The sequence below is a fragment of the Pseudomonas guariconensis genome (assembly GCF_040822035.1).
Taxonomy (GTDB): Bacteria; Pseudomonadota; Gammaproteobacteria; order Pseudomonadales; family Pseudomonadaceae; genus Aquipseudomonas; species Aquipseudomonas guariconensis.
Map to the genome: position 1 here is coordinate 5,119,506 of NZ_CP162012.1, position 21,980 is coordinate 5,141,485.

Below are 21,980 nucleotides of genomic sequence, written 5' to 3' on the forward strand. Positions count from 1 at the left end.
TCCAATGGACGCTTTCAACTACCGCGACGGCGAGCTGTTCGCGGAAGGCGTGGCCCTGTCGGCCATCGCCGAACGTTTCGGCACCCCGACCTACGTGTACTCGCGCGCCCACATCGAGGCCCAGTACCGCAGCTACACCGATGCCCTGCAAGGCACCGAGCACTTGGTCTGCTTCGCGGTCAAGGCCAACTCCAACCTGGGCGTGCTGAACGTCCTGGCGCGCCTGGGTGCAGGCTTCGACATCGTTTCCGGCGGTGAATTGGAGCGTGTGCTAGCCGCTGGCGGACGCGCCGATCGGGTGGTGTTCTCCGGTGTCGGCAAAACCCGTGACGACATGCGTCGCGCGCTGGAAGTCGGCGTGCACTGCTTCAACGTCGAATCCACCGAAGAGCTCGAGCGCCTGCAAGTGGTGGCGGCCGAGATGGGCAAGGTCGCCCCGGTCTCGCTACGCGTGAACCCGGATGTCGATGCCGGCACCCACCCGTACATCTCCACAGGTCTCAAGGAAAACAAGTTCGGCATCGCCATCGCCGACGCCGAAGCCATTTACGTGCGCGCCGCGCAACTGCCCAACCTGGAAGTGGTGGGCGTGGACTGCCACATCGGCTCGCAGCTGACCACCGTCGAGCCCTTCCTCGATGCCCTGGACCGCCTGCTGGTGTTGGTCGACCGCCTGGCCGAGTGCGGTATCCACCTGCGTCACCTGGACCTGGGCGGTGGTGTCGGCGTTCGCTACCGCGACGAAGAGCCACCGCTGGTATCGGACTACATCCAGGCCATCCGCGAGCGCGTCGGCGAACGTGACCTGGCCCTGGTGTTCGAGCCGGGCCGTTACATCGTCGCCAATGCCGGTGTCCTGCTGACCCGCGTCGAGTACCTCAAGCACACCGAACACAAGGACTTCGCCATCATCGATGGAGCGATGAACGACCTGATCCGCCCGGCCCTGTACCAGGCCTGGATGGGCGTCAGCGCGGTCAAGCCGCGTGCCGGCGAAGGCCGCACCTATGACCTGGTCGGTCCGATCTGCGAAACCGGCGACTTCCTGGCCAAGGACCGCGTACTGAACCTGGCCGAAGGCGATCTGCTGGCCGTTCAGTCCGCCGGCGCCTATGGTTTTGTCATGAGCTCGAACTACAACACCCGTGGCCGCTGCGCCGAAGTGCTGGTCGATGGCAACGAGGCTTTCGAAGTCCGTCGCCGGGAAACCATTGCCGAACTGTTCGCCGGCGAAAGCCTGCTGCCGGAGTGAAACCATGCTGCTGCGTTTCACCAAGATGCACGGGCTGGGCAACGACTTCATGGTCCTGGACCTGGTCAGCCAGCACGCGCACATCCAGCCCAAGCATGCCAAGCAGTGGGGTGACCGCAACACCGGCGTCGGCTTCGACCAGCTGCTGATCGTCGAGGCGCCGAACAACCCGGACGTGGACTTCCGCTATCGGATCTTCAATGCCGACGGTTCCGAGGTCGAGCAGTGCGGCAACGGTGCGCGCTGTTTCGCCCGCTTCGTGCTGGACAAGCGCTTGACCGCCAAGAAGCGCATCCGCGTGGAAACCAAAGGCGGCATCATCGAGCTGGACGTGCGCAACGACGGCCAGGTGTGTGTCGACATGGGCCCGCCGCGCTTCGCCCCGGCCGAGATACCCTTCATCGCCGATGAACAGGCCCTGAGCTATCCACTGGAAGTCGACGGCCAGGTCCATTCGATCGCCGCCGTGTCCATGGGCAATCCCCACTCAGTGCTGCGTGTCGACGACGTGAGAACGGCCCCGGTGCATGAGCTGGGCCCGAAAATCGAACACCATCCGCGCTTCCCGCAGCGGGTCAATGCCGGCTTCATCCAGGTCGTCGACCGCCACCACGCCAACCTGCGGGTCTGGGAGCGTGGCGCCGGCGAAACCCAGGCGTGCGGTACCGGGGCCTGTGCGGCCGCGGTAGCCGCCATCAGCCAAGGCTGGATGGATTCGCCGGTGAGCATCGACCTGCCGGGCGGCCGCCTGAACATCGAGTGGGCCGGCCCCGGCAAGCCCGTACTGATGACTGGCCCAGCCGTACGCGTGTATGAAGGACAGGTTCGTCTCTAATCGAGTAACCGCCATGACCGATCAGCCCCAGGTTGTACCCGAGCAGGCCCCCAGCCTCGATGCCGAGGCCGTGGTCGCCTACCTGCGCGCCCACCCGACCTTCTTCGCCGAACACGATGAGCTGCTGGTAGAGCAGCGCATCCCCCACCAGCGTGGCGACAGCGTGTCGCTGGTGGAGCGTCAGCTGAAGTTGCTGCGCGATCGCAACATCGAGATGCGTCATCGCCTCTCGCAATTGATGGATGTGGCCCGGGACAACGACCGGCTGTTCGACAAGACCCGTCGCCTGATCCTCGACCTGCTCGACGCGGGCAGCCTCGAGGAAGTGGTCATGGCCGTGGAGGACAGCCTGCGCCAGGAATTCCAGGTGCCTTTCGTCAGCCTGATCCTGTTCGGCGAAAGTGCAGCCCCTGTCGGCCGCTGGGCCAGCAACGGCGAAGCCCAACAGGCCATCGGCGCGCTGCTGGGCAGCGGCAAGACTGTCAGCGGCAACCTGCGCGAGCATGAGCTGGCGTTCCTGTTCGGCGAGGAGCAGCGCAAGGAAGTCGGCTCCAGCGCGGTCGCCGCGCTCGACTACCAAGGGCTGCACGGCGTACTGGCGATCGGCAGCCGCGACCCGCAGCACTACAAGAGCAGCGTCGGCACCCTGTTCCTGAGTTATATCGCCGAAGTGCTCGGCCGCGTCGTCCCGCGCTTCACCCAGACCCTGCGACCGGTGCGCTGATGGAACGCCAGTTGGAGGCTTATTGCGATCATCTGCGCAATGAGCGCCAGATGTCCGAACATACCCAACTGGCTTACCGTCGCGACCTGCAGAAGGTCATCGAATTCTGCGCCGCCCAAGGCATCACCGACTGGAATGCCCTGCAGGTCCAGCAGTTGCGCCAGATGGTGGCGCGCCTGCACCAGCATGGCCAGTCCGCTCGAAGCCTGGCACGCCTGCTTTCGGCAGTGCGCGGGCTGTACCGATACCTGAACCGCGAAGATCTGTGTCAGCACAACCCGGCCAATGGCCTGGCCGCGCCCAAGGGCGAGCGCCGACTGCCCAAGGTCCTGGACACCGATCGAGCCTTGCAGCTGCTCGACGGCGGCGTGGACGATGACTTCATTGCCCGTCGCGACCAGGCGATTCTCGAGCTTTTCTACTCCTCCGGGCTACGCCTGTCTGAGCTGACCAACCTTGACCTGGACCAGCTGGATCTGACCGCCGGGCTGGTTCAGGTACAAGGCAAGGGCAACAAGGCCCGTGTGTTGCCGGTCGGACGCAAGGCCCGCGAGGCCCTGCAGCAGTGGCTGAAGCTGCGCGGCATCAGCGCACCTCGGGACAACGCAGTGTTCCTGACCCGCCAAGGCACCCGCCTCGGCCAACGGGCGATCCAGATGCGGGTCAAGGCCGCGGGCGAGCGCGAGCTGGGCCAGCACCTGCATCCCCACATGCTTCGCCACTCTTTCGCCAGCCACCTGCTGGAGTCTTCCCAGGACCTGCGCGCAGTGCAGGAAATGCTTGGCCACGCCGACATCGGCACCACGCAGATCTACACCCACCTGGACTTCCAGCACCTGGCCGCGGTGTACGACAGCGCCCATCCTCGGGCCAAACGCAGCAAAGGCACAGACTCATGAGCATCAAGCTGATTACCTTCGACCTGGATGACACCCTGTGGGACACCGCACCGGTAATCGCCAGCGCCGAAATCGTCCTGCGCGACTGGCTCGCGGCCAATGCCCCGATCCTGGGCGGCGTGCCGGTCGAGCACCTGTTCGCCATCCGCGAGCGCCTGGTGCAGGCCGAACCCGGTCTCAAGCACCGCATCAGCGCCCTGCGCCGCCGTGTGCTGTTCCATGCGCTGGAAGAGGTCGGCTATAGCGAGAAACAAGCCTTGGAGCTGGCCAACGAAGGCTTCGAGGTGTTCCTGCACGCACGCCATCAGGTGGAGGTGTTCCCCGAAGTGCAACCTGTGCTGGAAATCCTGCGCCACCAGTACATGCTCGGCGTGGTCACCAACGGCAACGCCGACGTGCGTCGTCTGGGGCTGGCGGACTACTTCAGGTTTGCCTTGTGCGCCGAGGACCTGGGCATCGGCAAGCCGGACCCGGCACCGTTCATGGAAGCCCTGCGTCGGGGCGAGGTCCAGGCCGGTGCTGCAGTGCACATTGGCGACCATCCCGCTGACGATGTCGCGGGCGCCCAGCGCGCCGGGCTGCGGGCGGTGTGGTTCAATCCCCAAGGCAAGGCGTGGGTGGGCGAACGGGCACCGGATGCAGAAATCCAGCGGCTGTCGCAGTTGCCGGACGTTCTGTCGCGCTGGCGCTGAAAGGGGCGGTTTACCGCACAGCCCGACAAAACCCGCGCCCACAAAAAAGCCCGCAGCGACGGCGGGCTTTTTTGCGTTCAGCCACTCAGATAGGGCGGCTGCCGTACTTGTTGTCCGGCTTTTTGGGTGGATCGGCGACCACGTTGGCTTCGACCTCCTGAACCTTGCCACCACGCGCAAGGAACTCTTCCATGGCCTTGGCCAGCGCATCGCGCTCCTTCTGCTTGGCTTCCATGCTTGGCATCTCGTCCACCGAGACCGCCGCCTTGGATTTACCCTTGGCTACCGGTGCGGGGCTGTCGTCTTCGCCAGCGTCTTCCGCGCCGTCGTCGGCCGCAGCTTCAAGGCCCTCATCGGCCTCGTCTTCATCGCCTACTTCGAGGTCGTCATTTTCCAGATCGTCGTCGCTCATGTTCTACCTCATGACTTGCGAAAAGCAGGTTAGTTATAGACCAGTGGAGCCGTAGACCGGCAGCCACCAGTGAAAATTCAACTGGCCGTGGGTTGGCCACTGCCCGGACGTCTCTCTCCTGATGTGGAGACTGTCGCCCAACAGGCTCTGCTCCTGGCAGAACCTGAAAAATCATCGAGCCATCGGCCGGAAAAAAGCGCCGGCAGCACCTGCTGGCCATGCGCTACTGGCAAGCCTAGCAAAGGGTGGAGAAGTGTGTGGACAGCTCATCGAACACCCTTCGGCGCGCATTCTAGCGCGCTCGTTGAAAAAGCAAAGCTCCCTGAACGCCCAGCGCGTTGTAAGTTTTAGGCCTGTGTCACGAACGTGCCGGGTAAACCGTTTGCTCTTCGCTAAACAGCGAATTCCAGGCAAAAAAATGCCCGGCGAACCGGGCAAGTTTTCCAGCGCGTCGCGGTTACAGGTTGTAGCCGCGCTCGTTGTGTTGAGCCAGATCGAGGCCGACCGACTCTTCTTCTTCGTTGACCCGCAGCCCCATCAACACGTCCAGCACCTTGAGGATCACGTAGGTGACGATGGCGGTGTAGACCACGGTGAACAGCACGCCCTTGGTCTGCACCCAGACCTGCGCGGCGATGTCGGTGACCGCGCCGAAGCCGCCCAGGGCAGGCGCCGCGAACACACCGGTGAGAATGGCGCCGACGATACCGCCGATGCCGTGCACACCGAAGGCGTCCAGGGAGTCGTCATAGCCCAGCTTGCGCTTGAGGCTGGTGGCGCAGAAGTAGCAGATCACGCCTGAAGCCAGGCCGATGATCAGCGCGCCCATCGGCCCCACGGTGCCTGCCGCCGGGGTGATGGCCACAAGGCCTGCGACCACACCGGAGGCGATGCCCAAGGCGCTGGGTTTGCCGTGGCCGATCCACTCGGCAAACATCCAGCCCAGCGCTGCGGCGGCGGTGGCGATCTGGGTGACCAGCATCGCCATGCCGGCGGTGCCGTTGGCCGCGGCGGCGGAACCTGCGTTGAAACCGAACCAGCCGATCCACAGCATGGCCGCGCCCATCAGCGTATAGCCCAGGTTGTGCGGGGCCATCGGGGTGGTCGGGTAGCCTTTGCGCTTGCCCAACACCAGGCAGCAGACCAGGCCGGCGATACCGGCATTGATGTGCACCACGGTGCCACCGGCGAAGTCGAGTACGCCCCAATCCCACATCAGCGCGCCATCACCGCTCCAGACCATGTGCGCGATCGGCGCATAGACCAGGGTGAACCAGACGCCCATGAACACCAGCATGGCCGAGAACTTCATGCGTTCGGCGAAGGCGCCGACGATCAGCGCCGGGGTGATGATGGCGAAAGTCATCTGGAACGTGATGAAGACTGCCTCGGGGAACAGCGCGGTGGCCGAGGTCAGGTTCTGAGGCGTGACGCCGCTCAGAAACGCCTTCGAGAAGCCGCCGACGAAGGAATAGAGATTGACCACGCCCTTTTCCATACCGGTGGTATCGAATGCCAGGCTGTAGCCGTAGACCACCCACAGAATGCTCATCAGCCCGGTAATGGCGAAGCATTGCATCATCACCGACAGCACGTTCTTGGAGCGGACCATGCCGCCATAGAACAAGGCCAGACCCGGAATGGTCATGAACAGCACCAGCGCCGTGGCAGTGAGCATCCAGGCGGTATCGCCGGAATTCAACGCCGGGGCAGCTTCCTCTGCCAAGGCCAGGCCGGGCATTACGAGGGACAATAGGGCTCCTAGCCCTGCGATCTTACGCAGAGTCATGTTGTTTTCTCCTGGGGCGTTGGGTTTGTGAGGCGGTGTTACTTAGATCGCGTCGGTATCGGTTTCGCCGGTACGGATGCGGATGGCCTGCTCCAGATTGACCACGAAGATCTTGCCGTCACCGATCTTGCCGGTGTTGGCGGCCTTGGTGATGGCTTCGATGACACGGTCAAGGTCCTTGTCGTCGATCGCGACGTCAATCTTCACCTTGGGCAGGAAATCGACCACGTACTCGGCACCGCGGTACAACTCGGTATGGCCTTTCTGCCGACCGAAGCCTTTTACTTCGGTCACGGTGATGCCCTGCACGCCGATTTCCGACAGCGACTCGCGCACGTCGTCCAGCTTGAACGGCTTGATGATGGCAGTGACTAGCTTCATGAAACTTCTCCCGATTTGGTGGACTTGCCCCAGGAAAACAAACCCGTCTCAAGTCTAAGCGCAGCGGTTGGCTTTGTAACCCGTCGTCGGAGCCCTCTCGCCAAAGTCGAGGGGCCGTTGGTTCCAGCCTCGCACTGCCTGGTCACAAGAACTGCATCAGTGCATGGCTCGAAATGGTCTTTGCAGAAACCTTGCCACTTCGGATAACCCGAGCAAAAACAGTCGATTACGCTCAGAGGCAGGCTTTGGCCAATCGCCAGCAGAGAAAACACGCACAACTTCGGTGCGTCGAACCGCTGCAGACTGCGCAAAAAATGTGCAGGGCAAACGCCATCCAGGTGCGTGCTACACTGCGCACCTCTCAACGATTCAAGCGGACAGCCCAACATGCTCGCGCCCAAAGCCTTTCTCGACGCCCTGAGCGACCAGGCCTCTCGCCTGTTCAGCGGCGACACCGCACAGCCACGCGCCGAACTGGAGAGCCAGTTCAAGGTCCTCATGCAGGGCGCCTTCAGTAAACTGGACCTGGTCAGCCGGGATGAATTCGACAGCCAGATGGTAGTCCTGGCGCGCACTCGCGCACGCCTGGAAGCCCTGGAAAAGCAGGTGGCCGAGCTGGAAGCGCGGATCGCTCCGTCCGCTGAGCAATAACAGCCGCCCGCTTTCGCCGATGCCTGTTCTGCGGTGTTCTCATGAACACCGCTGTCCCTACAGGCCGTCGGTCACTCCCTGCAAAACCCCGACGCACTCTTTCGCAATCGCCCTTCCCCAGGCGCTCTATGCTTGCCCAACCGCAGGAAGCGGTTTTCCCCAAGCGACCACGGAGTGTCCATGTCCCTCGCCCTCGTCCACAGCCGCGCCCAGGTCGGCGTGCTGGCGCCTGCTGTCAGTGTCGAAACCCATCTGGCCAACGGCCTGCCCACCCTGACCCTGGTCGGTCTGCCCGAAGCCACGGTCAAGGAGAGCAAGGACCGCGTGCGCAGCGCCATCGTCAACTCCGGCCTGGACTACCCCGCCCGACGCATCACCCAGAACCTCGCCCCGGCCGATCTGCCCAAGGACGGCGGGCGTTACGATCTGGCCATCGCCTTGGGCATCCTGGCCGCCAATGGCCAGGTTCCGGTGGCGCCCCTGAGCGAAATCGAGTGCATCGGCGAGCTGGCGCTGTCGGGTGGATTGCGCCCAGTGCAAGGCGTGCTGCCTGCTGCACTGGCCGCGCGAGAGGCTGGGCGAGCCCTGGTGGTACCCAGGGAGAACGCCGAGGAAGCGAGCCTGGCGAATGGCTTGGTGGTCTACGCGGTGGGCCATCTGCTCGAGCTGGTGGCCCACCTCAACGGCCAGTCGCCCCTATCACCCTTTGCAGCCAACGGCCTGCTGCTGCGGGAGCGGCCCTACCCGGACCTCAGCGAGGTCCAGGGCCAGACTGCCGCCAAGCGTGCGCTGCTGGTGGCTGCGGCCGGTGCACACAATCTGCTAACTTCTGGCTACAAAACACCGTCTTCATCAAAATTCAAAGCAAGCATGTAACCCATTGTTTTATATGGTATTTTTATTGTCTCGCGAAATATTTTCGCTATTTGCGAAAAAACTGTTGACGAGCAATAGGCGATTCGAGGATATTACTTGGGCGGTCGGTGACTTAATCTCGCTTGCTGTAGGTACAACGGCATCTCGGTGTCATGTACTGCGGGGCCGTAAGGCTCTACCCCTTGTAACTCGAGAGGGGGCCGGTGCTCGTCACAGGCATCCATCGATACATAGGCGGCTTCGTCGAGAGCGACGAAGCCGGTGTTTCAGGGGGGGGAAAAGCATTGCTCAACCCGTTTCACTTTTCTTGTGTGGTTATGCGCGAGAGACACTTGCATTTCGCATGTGTCATAACCAAACAGGAGCATTAAATATGCAAAAGAGTGATAGTAGTAATACCGCAGAGCAATGTCTGGCTAGTCCAGCTAAGAAGAAGAAGTGGAGCGTTGTAAAGGTCTTTTGGGCATGCTTCCAAGGTGTTCGATTCTTCGTGAATCTGTTCGCATTGGTTGATAAATACTGGCCGAAAGTCCAAGCTTTCTTCGATTCCATGCCTGAATAAGTCTACCCCCACTGTAGTCACACACATCACAGGTGCTAATCATGCTTAATAAAGCCCTGAAAATAATCAGAACTTTCTATGACGTAAACCAGTCAGAACTTTCTGCGCGTTTAGGGATATCCAACTCTTATCTATCTGAAATAGAGAGTGGAAAGAAGCAACCTACAATCGAAATCCTTACTAGATATAGTGAAGCATTCGAAATCCCACTATCATCAATACTTTTCTTCTCGGAAAATTTGGACAATCCAAAACCTACCGACAAGATAAGATTGCATGTAGCAAAACGGATTGTCTCAATACTTGAATGGAATCAAAGCCGCAATGAGACGTCAGCAAAGCTCGGTAAAAAAGCGAAAGTCTTTTAAGCTATATGCTATAAATCAGTCAGCCTTATACAAACTAACCTCACCTAAAAAATTAGCTGAAACTCTTTCTCGCACAGAACTCGAAATATCTAATCTCTTAAACAGTGATGAGAACTATCGCGAGTTCACCTTGCTTGAAGAATACAATCCTTTCTCCCAAAAGCGAAAGAAAGCCCGACTTGTTCAAACACCGAACAAAGCATTGCGCGTAGTACATGAGCGCATCTTAAAACTACTTCAACGCATAGAGTACCCAGACTATGCGCATGCCGGTGTAAAGAAGCGCTCTTATAGATCGAACGCCCAAGCCCACGTGAATGCAAAAACCGTTGCAACTTTTGATCTGAGTGATTTCTACAGCTCGGTAAAAGCTCATCACGTATACTCGTTTTACTTAAATAATCTGAAATGTGTCCGAGATGTAGCAGGCCACTTAACCAAACTATCAACTCATAAAAATTGCATACCAACAGGAAGCCCATTAAGTCCTCTATTGGCCTTGTATAGCATGCAATCTATGTTCGATAGCCTTGCTCTTCTAGCAAAAAGACACGATCTGACATTTACTTGCTATGTCGATGATCTGACCTTCTCCGGAGATGCGATTCCGACTTCGCTAGAGCGTGAAGTTATATCTATCGTTCGCCGCCACGGTCATAGCATCAACACCAAGAAGACTCGAATCTTCAAAGAGAACCAGCCTAAGCACATTACAGGCACAGTAATAATTAATGGTAGAATAACAGTTCCACATGCCCGACTGTTAACTGTCCGGCGTCTTGAAGCGGCTATCAATGGTCGGATAGAAAGCTATGGGTTTAGTGAAGTCAAGCTCATGGAAAAGCTTGCTGGCGTTCTCAATGAAGCCTCATATCTAGACCCAAAATTCCGGTCTAAGGCACTTTCCGCTCGCGCCACTCTAGCCGAGAGCGTTTCTTAAGCCCCCTCTTGCAGGCACGAATGCATAACCACGTGCCATCATCTTTCGGAGCCTCTGAATGTTTAGATGGCCCACCCTCCCCCTTATAATCAGCTTTCGACAACCTCTTTTGTCGTAATCTGAATGCCTGCTATCCCTTAAGCTTCGCGCATTCGCACAACAAAAGTCATCTGCATTTTATTAATATCTGTATCTGTATCTGTCATCCAACATAGGGATCAGCATCGACGCAGAAGAAGCCATAAATGCATAAGGCATACAATTTATTTTTATATGAGTACAGAAATACAATCAAATGCTAATGAAGCCCGCCTATATAGAGTCCTATGACGGATTCAAAATCAACAGCTGCAAAGCCAGAAACCATGGTGTATACCCAGCCTTACTACGCCGCATACTTGATCAAGTACGCGCCCTCCAAAGCCATTACGCACGAATTACAATAGTTAGAATAGACCTGCATTTTCCAGCGGAGAAATCTCTTGATCATAAGTTAGAAAATTTATCACTTAGTAGATACCTTAGGCTCATCAAGATGGATCTAGGTTCAACATCTTGGAACTGCCATAAAAAGTTTATTCATGGCTGGGTAAAAGAAAATGGAAAAACAGGCAGGTCGCACTTCCATCTTTTCATAGGCATACAAAGCCTCCAGCGCGTTTTAGGAACGATTTCCAGCAAAGGCAATACCGGACTATGGGGGCTCCTAGAAAAGCGCTGGAAACAGCTTACAGGAGGCTCCATTCAGTTTTGTGGATACCACGTATTAAATCGTGGAGATAATTGTGCGTTATCACAGTGTTTCTACCATCTCAGCTATCTTGCGAAAACCCGAGACAAGCACTTTAACACCGGCGAATCTTACCGTCGCTTTTCTTTTTCATCCCTTCCTATCAAAAGGAAAGAAAGCGAGGCGCCGGAATTATTGTACCAGGGGAGCGCCTAAACTTTTATTAACCTTCTGAACGTCTTTGATAATGTCAAAACCTCGATTGAGTAAAGCTGACGGTCCAACATACCCGCGAAAATTTGGTCCCGCGACCTTGACCAGTACGTAAACCGAGGGAACCTTGCGTTCCGCCCCAGAAATTTTCGCCATTTTTACACCCAGTACAGTTATCGATTGAGTTGGAACATACACGCACTCACCTGCCTTCGTGCGATTTTCAAGGTGCTTCACCCCTTGATCGCGGCGCCCCTCAGCTACAAGCTCCATCAGCCTAAGTTGCACGTCTGCGTTGCTGCATACAATCGTGGATTGGAGAACATCACGGGAAATCCCAATGTCGACATCCCCTGTTGTTTCCCAGATCTTCGCTTCCACGTTTGCTACTTGCAGCAAAAACGCAGTGCTAATTACAGCTGTCAATTGCTTCATCGACTTATTCGCCTTTCAGATCCATTGGTAGGTTGCTATGTGATGCTAGCCAGAGGCAGCACAAAATAGATCATATCATGATCACTATATGGCCTCCACATAGTCATAATATGATCTTCTTGGGTTTGAGCTAGGATGCAAGCATGCGTTCATTTGCGAGTGACCGAAATGACCGCTACCTCCCTAACAGCCCTTGGGGCACGGATCAAAGCTTTGCGGACCGCTAAAGGCCTCACTCAGGCGCAACTGGCAGAGCAATGCGGTTATGAACCTTTAACTGTTAGTCGCTTTGAAAGAGGGGCGTATGCTCCAGGGATTGACGCCCTCGAGAGCATAGCGAATGCGTTAGATGTGTCAGTCCGGGATTTCTTCTCTGAAGAGAAGAAACTAGTAAAGTCTAAGATTCGTCACCAAATCACCGATATCATTTATACTATAGAAGATACAAAGGCACTTTCCGATATTTTAAATTTTACAAAAAAAAAGAAAACTCGATAGTTGGTCCGTAAGCACCAATCAGCCGAACTGCTTATGAAATCTCATGCGAGCGAGCCAAAGATGACTCGGCTTGTCACTAGAGTAATGAAGGGATCTTTTCTTACTTCTTATTAGATTCGGACTGATTTCAGGTTCACCTTTAGTAAGCTGGGCGTACTATCGCGGCTTTGCTGGCAGACAAATGCCGCTTCATATGCTCAGCAAAATACTCGGATCACTTTAAGCCTCCATAAAGGTCTAGCCAGTCACTCTGTAAGCTCTATCAATAGAGTCTACTTCTCTGGTAGCAAAGAAGAGCCTTCAAATTATCTATCAGATAACATTCACAGATAGACATATGATAGATTTATCACTAATCTATCCACCTGAAAGACAAAGGATAAAAAATGAACACACACCTATATCTACGGGCTTCAACGAAAGATCAAGATGCCAACCGGGCGAGAGCAGACTTGGAGATTTTTGCCCAGCAAAAGTCGTTGCGCGTGGTTGATGTCTATTCTGAAAATATCAGTGGGACAAAACTCAATCGCCCCGAGCTAATGAGATTGCTCGAGGCCGCCAAGCCTGGAGAAATACTGCTATGTGAATCTGTCGATAGACTCTCAAGGTTGTCCATGGAAGATTGGGATTCGTTGAAATCTACGATTAAAGCTAAAGGGCTTCGTCTGATCGTGGCCGACATGCCAACAAGCTGGGAAATGGCAAGCGATAGCATCCCAGGTGAAATTATGCGTGTAATCAATGACATGCTGATCGACCTAATGTCGACTATGGCGAGGCTAGATCAAGCAAAACGAGTGGAGCGAATTAATCAAGGCTTGGCCAACAAGCGTGTGCAAGAGCCTACTTGGAAGCCGAAAGGTAAAAGTAAAAACCTGAAGCTTCGCGAAACGGTAAAAGCTTTGATGGCGCAACATCCAACCATGAACGCAGAGCAGTTGGCAAAGCTCGCTGATTGTGGTGTAGCAACGATCTATCGTATCAAGCAAGAAACATTGTAACCCTCATGCCCTACTCCCTAAAGCTTCAACGAAGCCCTGAGTGAGGCAATGAGTTCAGGAGTGGTCTTTACCTTAAAGACCTCATGCTCCGCATCAATCTGATCTTGGTACTCTGAATGTTCACCGTTAGACAGGGCTGCGCTAAGCATACGCCGGGGGGCTACAGGAAACTTAGTTACATCCAAGTCCCCTTGGCGAAGTGCGCTTCGCAGGCTAGCGACGTTTAGTGGTACGAACTGAATCTCACCTGCCTCAGATACGACGAAAGCAAATTTGGGCATGCCATCTATGAGTACTGTGAAAAAGACTTCCTTAAGCTCAATCTTCATACGCACTACTGTTTTCAATCTATGCAAGTGCAGATTGGCTGCGCGCCTTCCACTGTAGCTCACAAGATCAAGCCTACTGAAAAAGTCAACCTTGCTGTAAATCATTTCAGAAGACAGTTCAGCTAGTAACGCTTCTCGTTTTTCCCTCAACTCAGATAGCTCTTTCTCCTTCTCGGCCGTCGCACTGGCGACCATCATCGAAGGCGCTTGCTTGAATATTACCGAATATTCTTCAAGCAACGTCTCTCCGGCTGTAATCCTCCCCTCAATTTCCGATATATTCTGACGCAACGCTCGTGAGTTGTCCCTTACCAACGAGATAGATTCGAGCTTAGCTAAAATCTCTTTGAATACACTTTCTGACAAGTCAAGTCGAATTTGCTTTGCATCACAGCCACCTTTCGCGGACCTAAAGCATCGAAGATACTTCCCTCCTTTCGGCGATGCCCCCTTATTGACCAAATGCATTGCTGATTTGCAATAGGCACACACCGCCAACTTCGACCAAACATTGAAGTTGGCTGTTTGCTTTGTTGACTTAGATACATTCCTTGTTTTCCTGCTACTCAGAGCAGCATAAAAGACTGACTCATCAATAATAGCAGGGTAATAATTTATCACAGGATCACCCGCAATTACCCGAATGCCTTCCTCTTGTACATATGGCTGATACTCACCGAGAACGGAACGATTTTGTAAAATCTTCGAAACGGAGCTGCTACCCCACAGCCCAGACTTATTACGTCCTTCAGTGCCGAATACTGGAACATTCTCGGAGTTTAGGATTTTAGCAATTTTCCGTTGCCCTGCGCCTTCAATCGTCAGTTCGAAGATACGCTTCACCACATCGACACGATGCTCTATGGCGTTATAGACCCCGCCCTCATATTGAAGCCATTGTGGGCATGCACCTCCAAGCGGAATTTTACTGTTTCGCGCTTGCTGTTGCTTATTACGCCAAGCCTTCGAAACCCGCTCACCCTTGATCTTAGATTCTAAATGCGCACGACCCATATGGATTATCGAAACGATAAGTTTAACCATATCTGGGTTTTTTCGATAAACACTTCCGTCACTTAGAGTTACAACATTAATCCCCAGACTTAGCAGCTCTAGAAATCTAGGTACCGCCAGATCAAGCTGCTCTCGACTTAATCGATCCAACGATTCCACAAGAAGATAGGAGCCAGCAGCAATCTTGCCTTCCTGAACATAATCATAGAAACGTTTAAGGCTGGCGGCTGCACCTGTCGCATTACTACCCTTATAAGCACTAACGCCAGCATCTAAGAATCTATATTCGGCGTCGGTTACCAAATCAAGCCCATGATTAGTCGCGTATTCGATAACTGCCTCATATTGCCTACGTTTACTGTCGCCCCTCGCCTGTTCAGGAGTGGAGAATCTGACATAGCTGTAGGCTTTAGGCTGCATGGGCTAATCCTTATCGATTTGGGTGTATTGTACCATAACCTGCTTTTCACCGGACCGCCCGGCACGGGCAAGACCCTACTCGCCAGCCGCCTGCCCGGGTTGCTCCCGCCGCTGGATGAGCACGAGGCTCTGGAAGTGGCGGCAATCCAATCGGTCAGCGGTCATAAGCCGCTGGACTGCTGGCCCCAGCGCCCCTTCCGTCATCCTCATCACTCGGCGTCAGGCCCGGCCCTGGTGGGCGGTGGCAGTCGACCTCAACCGGGCGAGATCACCCTGGCGCATCATGGCGTGTTGTTTCTGGACGAACTGCCGGAGTTCGAGCGACGCGTGCTCGAAGTGCTCCGCGAGCCGCTGGAGTCAGGGGAAATCGTGGTGGCCCGTGCCAAGGATCGCATACGCTTTCCTGCACGCTTTCAGCTGGTAGCGGCCATGAACCCCTGCCCTTGCGGTTACCTGGGTGATCCCACCGGGCGTTGCCGGTGCAGCACCGAGCAAATCCAGCGTTATCGCAACAAGCTGTCCGGCCCGCTGCTCGACCGGATCGATCTGCACCAGACCGTGGCCAGGGAAAGCACCGTACTGACCCACCAGCCTTGCGGCGAGTCCAGCGCCAGCGTCGCCCGCCTGGTGGCCGAGGCACGTGAGTTACAGCAGCGGCGCCAGGGCTGCGCCAATGCCTTTCTCGACCTCAACGGCCTGCGTCGCCACTGTGCGCTGGAAGCGGTCGACCAGGCCTGGTTGGAAAATGCCTGCGAGCGCCTGACTTTGTCCCTGCGGGCGGCCCATCGCCTGCTCAAGGTAGCCCGTACTTTGGCAGACCTTGAACAGAGAGAATGCATTGGGCGTGCGCACTTGGCCGAAGCGCTCCAGTATCGACCAAGCACCTGATCATCAGACAGCACCCGGTTCGTGGATAATCCGCTGCCCAAAGGTATCGATTCCGGAACGATGCTTCCCGAAGCGACGGGATTGTCCTGTTTGCTGCTCAAGACGAAAATGCCCGCCTCTGCTATCCATTGCCTAACCCTCTCGTCGCTCAAGGAGTCCGAGCCATGCCCCACGAAGCCAGCCTGCTGCAAACGGCGGTGATTTTCCTGCTTGCCGCCGTCGTTGCCGTACCCCTGGCCAAGCGCCTGCAACTGGGGGCGGTGATCGGCTATCTGCTCGCTGGTGTGGCCATCGGGCCCCAGGCACTGGGACTGATTCGCGACACCGAGAGCGTCGCGCACATCTCCGAGCTGGGCGTGGTCCTGCTGCTGTTCATCATTGGCCTGGAGCTCTCGCCACGGCGGCTGTGGCTGATGCGCAAGGCGGTGTTCGGCGTGGGTCTGGCCCAGGTGCTGATGACCGGTGCGGTCATTGGCGCCATCGCCCTGTTCGGCTTCGGCCAGCCGCTGCCCAGCGCCATGGTGCTGGGCTTGGGCCTGGCCTTGTCGTCCACCGCATTCGGCTTGCAGAGCCTGGCCGAAAGCAAACAGCTCAATGCCCCTCACGGTCGCCTGGCCTTCGCCATCCTGCTGTTCCAGGACATCGCCGCCATCCCCTTGATCGCCCTGGTGCCACTGCTGGCCGCCAGCGGCCCGGACACCAGCCATGGCGACAGCCTGCAGCATGGTCTGCAGGTATTCGCCAGCATCGCCATCGTCATCGTCGGCGGCCGCTACCTGCTGCGCCCGGTATTCCGCACCGTGGCCCGTACCGGCCTGCCGGAGGTGTCCACCGCGACTGCGTTGCTGGTGGTGATCGGCACCGCCTGGCTCATGGAGCAGGCCGGCATTTCCATGGCCTTGGGCGCCTTCCTCGCCGGTCTGCTGCTGGCGGACTCGGAGTACCGTCACGAGCTGGAGTCACAGATCGAGCCGTTCAAAGGTCTGTTGCTGGGGTTGTTCTTCATCAGTGTGGGCATGGGCGCCAACCTCGGGTTGCTGCTGGAGATGCCGCTGGTACTGCTCGGCCTGACCCTGCTGCTGGTGGCAGTGAAACTGCCGTTGCTGATGCTGGTCGGGCGCCTGGCCGGCGGCTTGAACACCGCCAGCGCCCTGCGCCTTGGCGTGGTGCTGGCGGCAGGTGGCGAATTCGCCTTCGTAGTGTTCAAGCTGGGCAAGGACCAGGGCCTGTTCGATGCCCGTACCCACGACATGCTGCTGATGACCATCACTCTGTCGATGGCCATCACCCCGCTGTTGCTGCTGGCCTGCGCACGCCTGCTCAAGCGCCCGCAACCGGCTCGCGAGGTGCCGGAGCACTACAAGAGCATCCAGGCCGACACACCACGGGTGGTGATCGTCGGCATGGGCCGCATGGGTCAGATCGTCTCGCGCATCCTGCGGGCGCAGAAAATCCCCTTCATTGCCCTGGACACCTCGGTGGACACCATCGAGATGACTCGCACCTTCGAACAGGCTCCGGTGTTCTACGGCGACCCGCAGCGCCCGGAGGTCTTGCATGCGGCCAAGGTTGGCGAAGCCGAGTACGTCATCATCACCACGGATGATCCGGAAGTGACCACCCGCACCGCCGAGCGGGTCAAGCGCCTGTATCCGCACCTGAAGGTGATCGCCCGGGCGCGCAACCGCCAGCATGTGCACAAGCTGATGGACGTGGGCGCCGAGCCGATCCGTGAGACGTTCTATTCCAGCCTTGAGATGAGCCGCCGCACCCTGCTCGGACTGGGCTTGTCGGGCGAGCAGGCCGCAGACCGAATCCAACGCTTCACCGAACACGACGAGCAAGTACTCGAAGCCCAAGGCCGCGTGCGCGACGACCGGGCCAAGGTGATGCAGACCGCCCAGGAAGCGCGCAAGGAGCTGGAGCGGCTGTTCGAGTCGGATGCGCCGTAGGCCATAGCCTCAGCGCACCGCTATGCCTGCGAAGATGGACTGATCCTGCATGGGCCGCACAGCGGCCCCTACTCATTCATGGGCCTTCGCCGCTCAAAACAGACTCGCTACGGTAGACTGCGAAATCCCTCGCCTGCGTTTCGAGAATGCCCATGGAAGACCTCAACTCCCTCTACTACTTCACCCAGGTAGTCGAGCACGGCGGTTTCGCGCCGGCCGGCCGGGCCCTGGACATGCCCAAATCCAAGCTCAGCCGGCGCATCGCCGAACTGGAAGAGCGCCTGGGCGTGCGTCTGCTGCATCGCACCAGCCGGCACTGCTCGCTGACGGAAGTCGGCCAAGCCTATTACCAGCGCTGCCTGGCCATGCGGGTGGAGGCCGAGGGGGCCGCCGAAATCATCGAGCGCAACCGCAGCGAGCCCCGCGGCCTGGTACGCATCAGTTGCCCCACGACCTTGCTCAATGCCTGGGTGGGGCCGATGCTGACGCGCTACATGGCCAAGTACCCGCAGGTGGAGTTGTTCATCGAGAGCACCAACCGCCGGGTCGACCTGCTTCACGAAGGCTTCGACATCGCACTGCGGGTGCGCTTCCCGCCGCTGGAGAATACCGACATGGTGATGAAGGTGCTGAGCAATAGTACTCAGTGCCTGGTGGGGCAGCCGTCGTTTCTCGAACAACTGCCGGAAAACTTCGAGCCGCAGATGCTGGGCCAACTGCCCAGCCTGCATTGGGGCAGTTCGCAGCGTGAGTACCAGTGGGAATTGTTCCAGGACGAAAGCATGGCGCAGAAGCTGGTGATCGCACATAAGCCCAAGGTAGTCACCGACGACCTGTTCGCCTTGCGTCACTTTGTGGTGGCAGGTGTGGGAATCGCGCATTTGCCACGGGTAGCGGTGCGCGAAGACCTGGCGGCAGGCAGGTTGGTGGAAATGCTGCCGGGTTGGCACCCGCGCTGCGGGATCGTCCATGCGATCTTCCCGTCCCGGCGGGGGTTGCTACCGTCAGTGCGGGCGTTGATCGATCATCTGGCCGAGGAGTTCGCGGTCAGCGATATGGCGTGAGTTGGCGGGTGACGCTTTGCAGCCCTGGCACGCGGTCGCCAGCCCCCACAAGAGCCTGTTGAATGCTGTGGGGGCCGGCGCCAGCCTGGTGGCTTTCAGAAGGCGAAGCAGGAACAGCCCAACGCTCCCCAGAAGCCCTGGAAGTCATTCACCGGCACGGTCGAATGACGCGCTTTCTCATGGCTGTGCGCATGTACGCCGCACGGCCCGACACATTGATGTGCCACCGCCGCCAAGGACGGTGTACCCACCCGCCAATGCCCCGGAACCTTGGTCACCGGCGACCACTCCGGCAGCACCGGCACCTGGGGCGGTCCGAGCTTGTCGAACTCCGCTGCGCCATAGACCACCTTGCCATCGACAATGGTCAGCACCGACTCGATGCCCTTGATCGCCTCTTCATCGACACTGAAGAAGTCCAGTGACAGTGCCGCCAGGTCCGCCAACTGCCCCACCTTGATCTGACCTTTCTTTCCCTGCTCGCTGGAGAACCAGGCGCTGCCCTGGGTGAACAGTTGCAGCGCAGTCTCGCGGCTCAGTCCCTGCGGATACAACGCCATGCCACCCACGGTCTTGCCGCTGACCAACCAGTACAGCGAGGTCCACGGGTTGTAGCTGGACACCCGTGTCGCGTCGGTACCGGCGCCCACCGGCACGCCCATGTCGAGCATGCGCTTGATCGGTGGCGTCTGCTCGGCAGCCTTGGCGCCGTAGCGGTCGACGAAGTATTCCCCCTGGAAGGCCATGCGGTCCTGGATGGCGATGCCACCGCCCAGCGCACGCACTCGCTCGATGTTCTGCGGGGTGATGGTCTCAGCATGGTCGAAGAACCATGGCAAGCCATTGAACGGGATATCGCGATTCACCTTCTCGAACACGTCGAGCATGCGCGAGATCGATTCGTTGTAGGTGGCGTGCAGGCGGAACGGCCAGCGCTGCTCAACCAGATGGCGCACCACCGGCTCCAGTTCCTGCTCCATGGTCTGCGGTAGATCCGGGCGCGGCTCGAGGAAGTCCTCGAAGTCGGCGGCGGAGAACACCAGCATCTCGCCGGCGCCGTTATGGCGGAAGAAGTCGTTGCCGCCATGCAGCTTGACGCTGGAGGTCCAGTTCTTGAAATCGGCCAGCTCCTCCTTAGGCTTCTGGGTGAACAGGTTGTAGGCAATCCGCACGGTCAACTGGTTGTTGTCGGCCAGTTCCTGGATCACCTGGTAGTCGTCCGGGTAGTTCTGGTAGCCACCACCGGCATCGATAGCGCTGGTCAGGCCCAGGCGGTTGAGCTCACGCATGAACTGGCGCGTGGAGTTGACCTGATACTCCAGCGGCAGCTTCGGCCCCTTGGCCAAGGTGGCGTAGAGGATCATCGCGTTGGGACGCGCAATGAGCATGCCGGTCGGGTTGCCGAACTTGTCACGCTGGATCTCGCCGCCTGGTGGGTTGGGCGTCTCCTTGGTGTAGCCCACGGCGTTGAGGGCGGCACGGTTGAGCAGCGCGCGGTCGTAAAGGTGCAGCAGGAACACCGGCGTGTCCGGCGCGGCCTGGTTGATTTCTTCCAGCGTCGGCATGCGCTTTTCGGCGAACTGGAATTCGTTCCAGCCACCGACCACTCGCACCCATTGGGGCGTGGGGGTGCGTGCGGCCTGGTCCTTGAGCATGCGCAGGGCATCGGCAACTGATGGCACGCCTTCCCAGCGCAGTTCCAGGTTGTAGTTCAGGCCACCGCGGATCAGGTGCAGGTGCGAGTCGTTCAGACCGGGGATCACCGTGCGTTGCTTGAGGTCGATGATCTGCGTGGTGTTGCCTTTGTGGGCCATGGCCTCGGCGTCGCTGCCCACGGCAATGAAGCGGCCGTCCTTGATGGCGACGGCGGTCGCGGTGGGCTTCTCGCGGTCAACAGTATGCAGTTTGCCGTTGAACAGAATCAGGTCGGCGGACATGGAACCTCCTTGGCTTGTTGCGTAAGCGGAACCGGCTTGGCCGGCGAAAGGCAATGCGGACCAGAGCGCGCCGGCGGCACCGAGGACGGTACTGGTGGCGAGGAACTGGCGACGGGTCTTGTCGTTGCGATCCTTGGACATGGTCTTCTCCGTCTGGGGCGGCAGCGGCCGGAGCCGCTGCGGGGCATGCCGATAAGTGCAGTGCGGTGGGTTGTGAAAGGGTAGCCCTGTTCACCATTTGTGCTGCCTGGCGAGCTCGATTCGCGGGCTCACCCGTGAAAGCCTGCCACGATCACTTCTGAAGAAACGCCAGCAGATCTTCGTTCAGCTGCTGGGCATGGGTCACTGCAAACCCATGCGGTGCCCCGGCATACACCTTCAGCTCAGCCCCGCGGATCAACGCCGCCGCCTGCTTGCCGGTGGTCTCGAACGGCACGATCTGGTCGTCGTCGCCATGGATGACCAACGTCGGTACATCGATCTTCGCCATGTCCGGACGGAAGTCGGTCTCGGAGAAGGCTGTCACGCAGTCCAGGGTGCCCTTGATCGAGGCCATCAGGGCGATGTTCAAGGTCTGGGTCTGCACCCCTTGGGAGACCTGCTGCCCATGGTTCAGGCCATAGAACGGTGTGGCGAAATCGGCGATGAACTGCGCACGGTCGGCACGCAGACCGGCACGGATGCTTTCGAACACCGACAGGTCGACCCCCTCGGGGTTGTCGTCACGCTTGCCGAACACCGGGGTCACCGCCCCCAGCAACACCAGCCCGGCCACCCGCTCGCTGCCGTGACGGGCGATGTAACGGCTGACATCACCGCCCCCCATCGAGAAGCCGACCAGGGTCACGTCACGCAGATCGAGGTGTTCGATCAACTGGGCGATGTCATCGGCGAAGGTGTCGTAGTCGTAGCCATCCCAGGGCTGGCTCGAACGCCCGAAACCACGGCGGTCGAAGGCGATGGCGCGGTAGCCGCGGCTGGCCAGGAACTCCATCTGCGAATCCCACATGTCGGCGTCCAGTGGCCAGCCGTGGCTGAACAGCACAGGCTTGCCGCTGCCCCAGTCCTTGTAATAGATCGAAGTGCCATCGCGGGTAACGAGGGTGGTCATATCG

20 protein-coding genes and 2 pseudogenes are annotated in these 21,980 nt (G+C 58.2%); 15 read left to right on the top strand and 7 right to left on the bottom strand.

All coding sequences use genetic code 11. The features are described from left to right. Positions 1 to 4 precede the first annotated feature (4 nt). Genes lysA through AB1N67_RS23825 form a run of 5 tightly spaced genes read left to right on the top strand, consistent with a single transcriptional unit; the run spans position 5 to position 4,402 of the window. Positions 5 to 1,252: a diaminopimelate decarboxylase gene (gene lysA / locus AB1N67_RS23805; RefSeq protein ID WP_070572091.1), complete on the top strand. Its 1,248-nt coding sequence runs from the start codon at positions 5 to 7 to the stop codon at positions 1,250 to 1,252. A gap of 4 nt (positions 1,253 to 1,256) precedes the next feature. Then, positions 1,257 to 2,087, top strand: a complete 831-nt coding sequence (dapF, locus tag AB1N67_RS23810) for a diaminopimelate epimerase (RefSeq protein ID WP_070572093.1) — start codon at positions 1,257 to 1,259, stop codon at positions 2,085 to 2,087. Between the two features lie 13 nt (positions 2,088 to 2,100). Then, a complete protein-coding gene (locus tag AB1N67_RS23815) occupies positions 2,101 to 2,811 on the top strand; it encodes a DUF484 family protein (RefSeq protein WP_043213416.1) in 711 nt (236 codons plus the stop codon). Continuing rightward, positions 2,811 to 3,710, top strand: a complete 900-nt coding sequence (gene xerC, locus AB1N67_RS23820) for a tyrosine recombinase XerC (protein WP_043213418.1) — start codon at positions 2,811 to 2,813, stop codon at positions 3,708 to 3,710. Before AB1N67_RS23815 ends, xerC begins: the two co-directional genes overlap by 1 nt. Next, on the top strand, positions 3,707 to 4,402 hold the full coding sequence (locus AB1N67_RS23825; protein ID WP_043213427.1) for an HAD family hydrolase: 696 nt from the start codon (positions 3,707 to 3,709) through the stop codon (positions 4,400 to 4,402). Before xerC ends, AB1N67_RS23825 begins: the two co-directional genes overlap by 4 nt. 85 nt (positions 4,403 to 4,487) lie before the next feature. On the opposite strand, the gene sutA is transcribed toward AB1N67_RS23825, so the two are convergent. The 3 genes from sutA to glnK all read right to left on the bottom strand — a co-directional run bounded on the left by sutA (position 4,488) and on the right by glnK (position 6,984). Continuing rightward, a complete protein-coding gene (gene sutA, locus AB1N67_RS23830) occupies positions 4,488 to 4,814 on the bottom strand; it encodes a transcriptional regulator SutA (protein WP_043213429.1) in 327 nt (108 codons plus the stop codon). 457 nt (positions 4,815 to 5,271) lie between these two features. After that, complete coding sequence (locus AB1N67_RS23835; RefSeq protein WP_043213430.1) at positions 5,272 to 6,603, bottom strand: ammonium transporter; 1,332 nt, start codon at positions 6,601 to 6,603, stop codon at positions 5,272 to 5,274. A 42-nt stretch (positions 6,604 to 6,645) separates the two neighbouring features. After that, a complete protein-coding gene (gene glnK / locus AB1N67_RS23840; protein ID WP_002555808.1) occupies positions 6,646 to 6,984 on the bottom strand; it encodes a P-II family nitrogen regulator in 339 nt (112 codons plus the stop codon). Between the two features lie 387 nt (positions 6,985 to 7,371). Between glnK and AB1N67_RS23845 the strand changes: the two genes are divergently transcribed. From AB1N67_RS23845 to AB1N67_RS23865, 5 genes and pseudogenes are all read left to right on the top strand, one after another. Continuing rightward, a complete protein-coding gene (locus AB1N67_RS23845) occupies positions 7,372 to 7,635 on the top strand; it encodes an accessory factor UbiK family protein (protein WP_043213432.1) in 264 nt (87 codons plus the stop codon). 180 nt (positions 7,636 to 7,815) lie between these two features. Next, positions 7,816 to 8,469 (top strand): annotated as a pseudogene (locus AB1N67_RS23850) (magnesium chelatase domain-containing protein); the annotation flags it as partial. Between the two features lie 645 nt (positions 8,470 to 9,114). Further along, positions 9,115 to 9,441 carry a helix-turn-helix domain-containing protein gene (locus AB1N67_RS23855; protein ID WP_367863436.1) on the top strand — a complete coding sequence of 109 codons (327 nt, stop codon included), beginning with the start codon at positions 9,115 to 9,117 and terminating at the stop codon, positions 9,439 to 9,441. Further along, positions 9,398 to 10,381: a reverse transcriptase family protein gene (locus AB1N67_RS23860; RefSeq protein WP_367863437.1), complete on the top strand. Its 984-nt coding sequence runs from the start codon at positions 9,398 to 9,400 to the stop codon at positions 10,379 to 10,381. The genes AB1N67_RS23855 and AB1N67_RS23860 overlap by 44 nt, the downstream gene beginning before the upstream one ends. A 301-nt stretch (positions 10,382 to 10,682) precedes the next feature. Next, complete coding sequence (locus tag AB1N67_RS23865; RefSeq protein WP_367863883.1) at positions 10,683 to 11,327, top strand: inovirus-type Gp2 protein; 645 nt, start codon at positions 10,683 to 10,685, stop codon at positions 11,325 to 11,327. Here AB1N67_RS23865 and AB1N67_RS23870 read toward each other — a convergent pair. Continuing rightward, positions 11,304 to 11,759 (bottom strand): hypothetical protein, encoded by a 456-nt coding sequence (locus AB1N67_RS23870; RefSeq protein WP_367863438.1) that lies wholly within the window; start codon positions 11,757 to 11,759, stop codon positions 11,304 to 11,306. The two genes, AB1N67_RS23865 and AB1N67_RS23870, sit on opposite strands and share 24 nt — an antisense overlap. Before the next feature lie 168 nt (positions 11,760 to 11,927). Between AB1N67_RS23870 and AB1N67_RS23875 the strand changes: the two genes are divergently transcribed. Together AB1N67_RS23875 and AB1N67_RS23880 are read left to right on the top strand one after the other, a co-directional pair. Next, the gene (locus tag AB1N67_RS23875; RefSeq protein WP_367863439.1) at positions 11,928 to 12,257 is read left to right on the top strand and encodes a helix-turn-helix domain-containing protein; all 330 of its coding nucleotides are present in this window, start codon (positions 11,928 to 11,930) and stop codon (positions 12,255 to 12,257) included. Positions 12,258 to 12,643: 386 nt separating this feature from the next. Continuing rightward, complete coding sequence (locus tag AB1N67_RS23880) at positions 12,644 to 13,261, top strand: recombinase family protein (protein WP_367863440.1); 618 nt, start codon at positions 12,644 to 12,646, stop codon at positions 13,259 to 13,261. A 17-nt stretch (positions 13,262 to 13,278) separates the two neighbouring features. Here the strand turns inward: AB1N67_RS23880 and AB1N67_RS23885 are convergent, their stop codons facing one another. Further along, on the bottom strand, positions 13,279 to 15,024 hold the full coding sequence (locus AB1N67_RS23885; protein WP_367863441.1) for a recombinase family protein: 1,746 nt from the start codon (positions 15,022 to 15,024) through the stop codon (positions 13,279 to 13,281). A gap of 33 nt (positions 15,025 to 15,057) precedes the next feature. Between AB1N67_RS23885 and AB1N67_RS23890 the strand changes: the two are divergent. From AB1N67_RS23890 to AB1N67_RS23900, 3 genes and pseudogenes are all read left to right on the top strand, one after another. Further along, a pseudogene (locus AB1N67_RS23890) lies at positions 15,058 to 15,912 on the top strand (YifB family Mg chelatase-like AAA ATPase); the annotation flags it as partial. 164 nt (positions 15,913 to 16,076) lie between these two features. After that, a complete protein-coding gene (locus AB1N67_RS23895) occupies positions 16,077 to 17,864 on the top strand; it encodes a monovalent cation:proton antiporter-2 (CPA2) family protein (protein WP_090344245.1) in 1,788 nt (595 codons plus the stop codon). A gap of 152 nt (positions 17,865 to 18,016) precedes the next feature. Then, entirely contained in the window at positions 18,017 to 18,928 is a 912-nt protein-coding gene (locus AB1N67_RS23900) for a LysR substrate-binding domain-containing protein (RefSeq protein ID WP_043213439.1), read from the top strand. 95 nt (positions 18,929 to 19,023) lie between these two features. On the opposite strand, the gene AB1N67_RS23905 is transcribed toward AB1N67_RS23900, so the two are convergent. Both AB1N67_RS23905 and AB1N67_RS23910 read right to left on the bottom strand, forming a co-directional pair. Next, complete coding sequence (locus tag AB1N67_RS23905; RefSeq protein WP_167358081.1) at positions 19,024 to 20,865, bottom strand: amidohydrolase; 1,842 nt, start codon at positions 20,863 to 20,865, stop codon at positions 19,024 to 19,026. Positions 20,866 to 21,157: 292 nt separating this feature from the next. After that, positions 21,158 to 21,976: an alpha/beta fold hydrolase gene (locus tag AB1N67_RS23910; RefSeq protein ID WP_043213444.1), complete on the bottom strand. Its 819-nt coding sequence runs from the start codon at positions 21,974 to 21,976 to the stop codon at positions 21,158 to 21,160. Between the last annotated feature and the right edge of the window lie 4 nt (positions 21,977 to 21,980).

Excerpts from the sequence above, each read along its gene's own strand:
- glnK (WP_002555808.1), bottom strand. The coding sequence starts at position 6,984 with ATGAAGCTAGTCACTGCCATCATCAAGCCGTTCAAGCTGGACGACGTG.
- AB1N67_RS23865 (WP_367863883.1), top strand. The coding sequence starts at position 10,683 with ATGAAGCCCGCCTATATAGAGTCCTATGACGGATTCAAAATCAACAGC.
- AB1N67_RS23910 (WP_043213444.1), bottom strand. The coding sequence starts at position 21,976 with ATGACCACCCTCGTTACCCGCGATGGCACTTCGATCTATTACAAGGAC.
- AB1N67_RS23900 (WP_043213439.1), top strand. The coding sequence starts at position 18,017 with ATGGAAGACCTCAACTCCCTCTACTACTTCACCCAGGTAGTCGAGCAC.
- xerC (WP_043213418.1), top strand. The coding sequence starts at position 2,811 with ATGGAACGCCAGTTGGAGGCTTATTGCGATCATCTGCGCAATGAGCGC.
- AB1N67_RS23870 (WP_367863438.1), bottom strand. The coding sequence starts at position 11,759 with ATGAAGCAATTGACAGCTGTAATTAGCACTGCGTTTTTGCTGCAAGTA.
- AB1N67_RS23845 (WP_043213432.1), top strand. The coding sequence starts at position 7,372 with ATGCTCGCGCCCAAAGCCTTTCTCGACGCCCTGAGCGACCAGGCCTCT.
- AB1N67_RS23815 (WP_043213416.1), top strand. The coding sequence starts at position 2,101 with ATGACCGATCAGCCCCAGGTTGTACCCGAGCAGGCCCCCAGCCTCGAT.
- dapF (WP_070572093.1), top strand. The coding sequence starts at position 1,257 with ATGCTGCTGCGTTTCACCAAGATGCACGGGCTGGGCAACGACTTCATG.
- AB1N67_RS23835 (WP_043213430.1), bottom strand. The coding sequence starts at position 6,603 with ATGACTCTGCGTAAGATCGCAGGGCTAGGAGCCCTATTGTCCCTCGTA.
- AB1N67_RS23825 (WP_043213427.1), top strand. The coding sequence starts at position 3,707 with ATGAGCATCAAGCTGATTACCTTCGACCTGGATGACACCCTGTGGGAC.
- AB1N67_RS23905 (WP_167358081.1), bottom strand. The coding sequence starts at position 20,865 with ATGTCCGCCGACCTGATTCTGTTCAACGGCAAACTGCATACTGTTGAC.
- lysA (WP_070572091.1), top strand. The coding sequence starts at position 5 with ATGGACGCTTTCAACTACCGCGACGGCGAGCTGTTCGCGGAAGGCGTG.
- AB1N67_RS23885 (WP_367863441.1), bottom strand. The coding sequence starts at position 15,024 with ATGCAGCCTAAAGCCTACAGCTATGTCAGATTCTCCACTCCTGAACAG.
- AB1N67_RS23895 (WP_090344245.1), top strand. The coding sequence starts at position 16,077 with ATGCCCCACGAAGCCAGCCTGCTGCAAACGGCGGTGATTTTCCTGCTT.
- AB1N67_RS23880 (WP_367863440.1), top strand. The coding sequence starts at position 12,644 with ATGAACACACACCTATATCTACGGGCTTCAACGAAAGATCAAGATGCC.
- AB1N67_RS23855 (WP_367863436.1), top strand. The coding sequence starts at position 9,115 with ATGCTTAATAAAGCCCTGAAAATAATCAGAACTTTCTATGACGTAAAC.
- sutA (WP_043213429.1), bottom strand. The coding sequence starts at position 4,814 with ATGAGCGACGACGATCTGGAAAATGACGACCTCGAAGTAGGCGATGAA.
- AB1N67_RS23875 (WP_367863439.1), top strand. The coding sequence starts at position 11,928 with ATGACCGCTACCTCCCTAACAGCCCTTGGGGCACGGATCAAAGCTTTG.
- AB1N67_RS23860 (WP_367863437.1), top strand. The coding sequence starts at position 9,398 with ATGAGACGTCAGCAAAGCTCGGTAAAAAAGCGAAAGTCTTTTAAGCTA.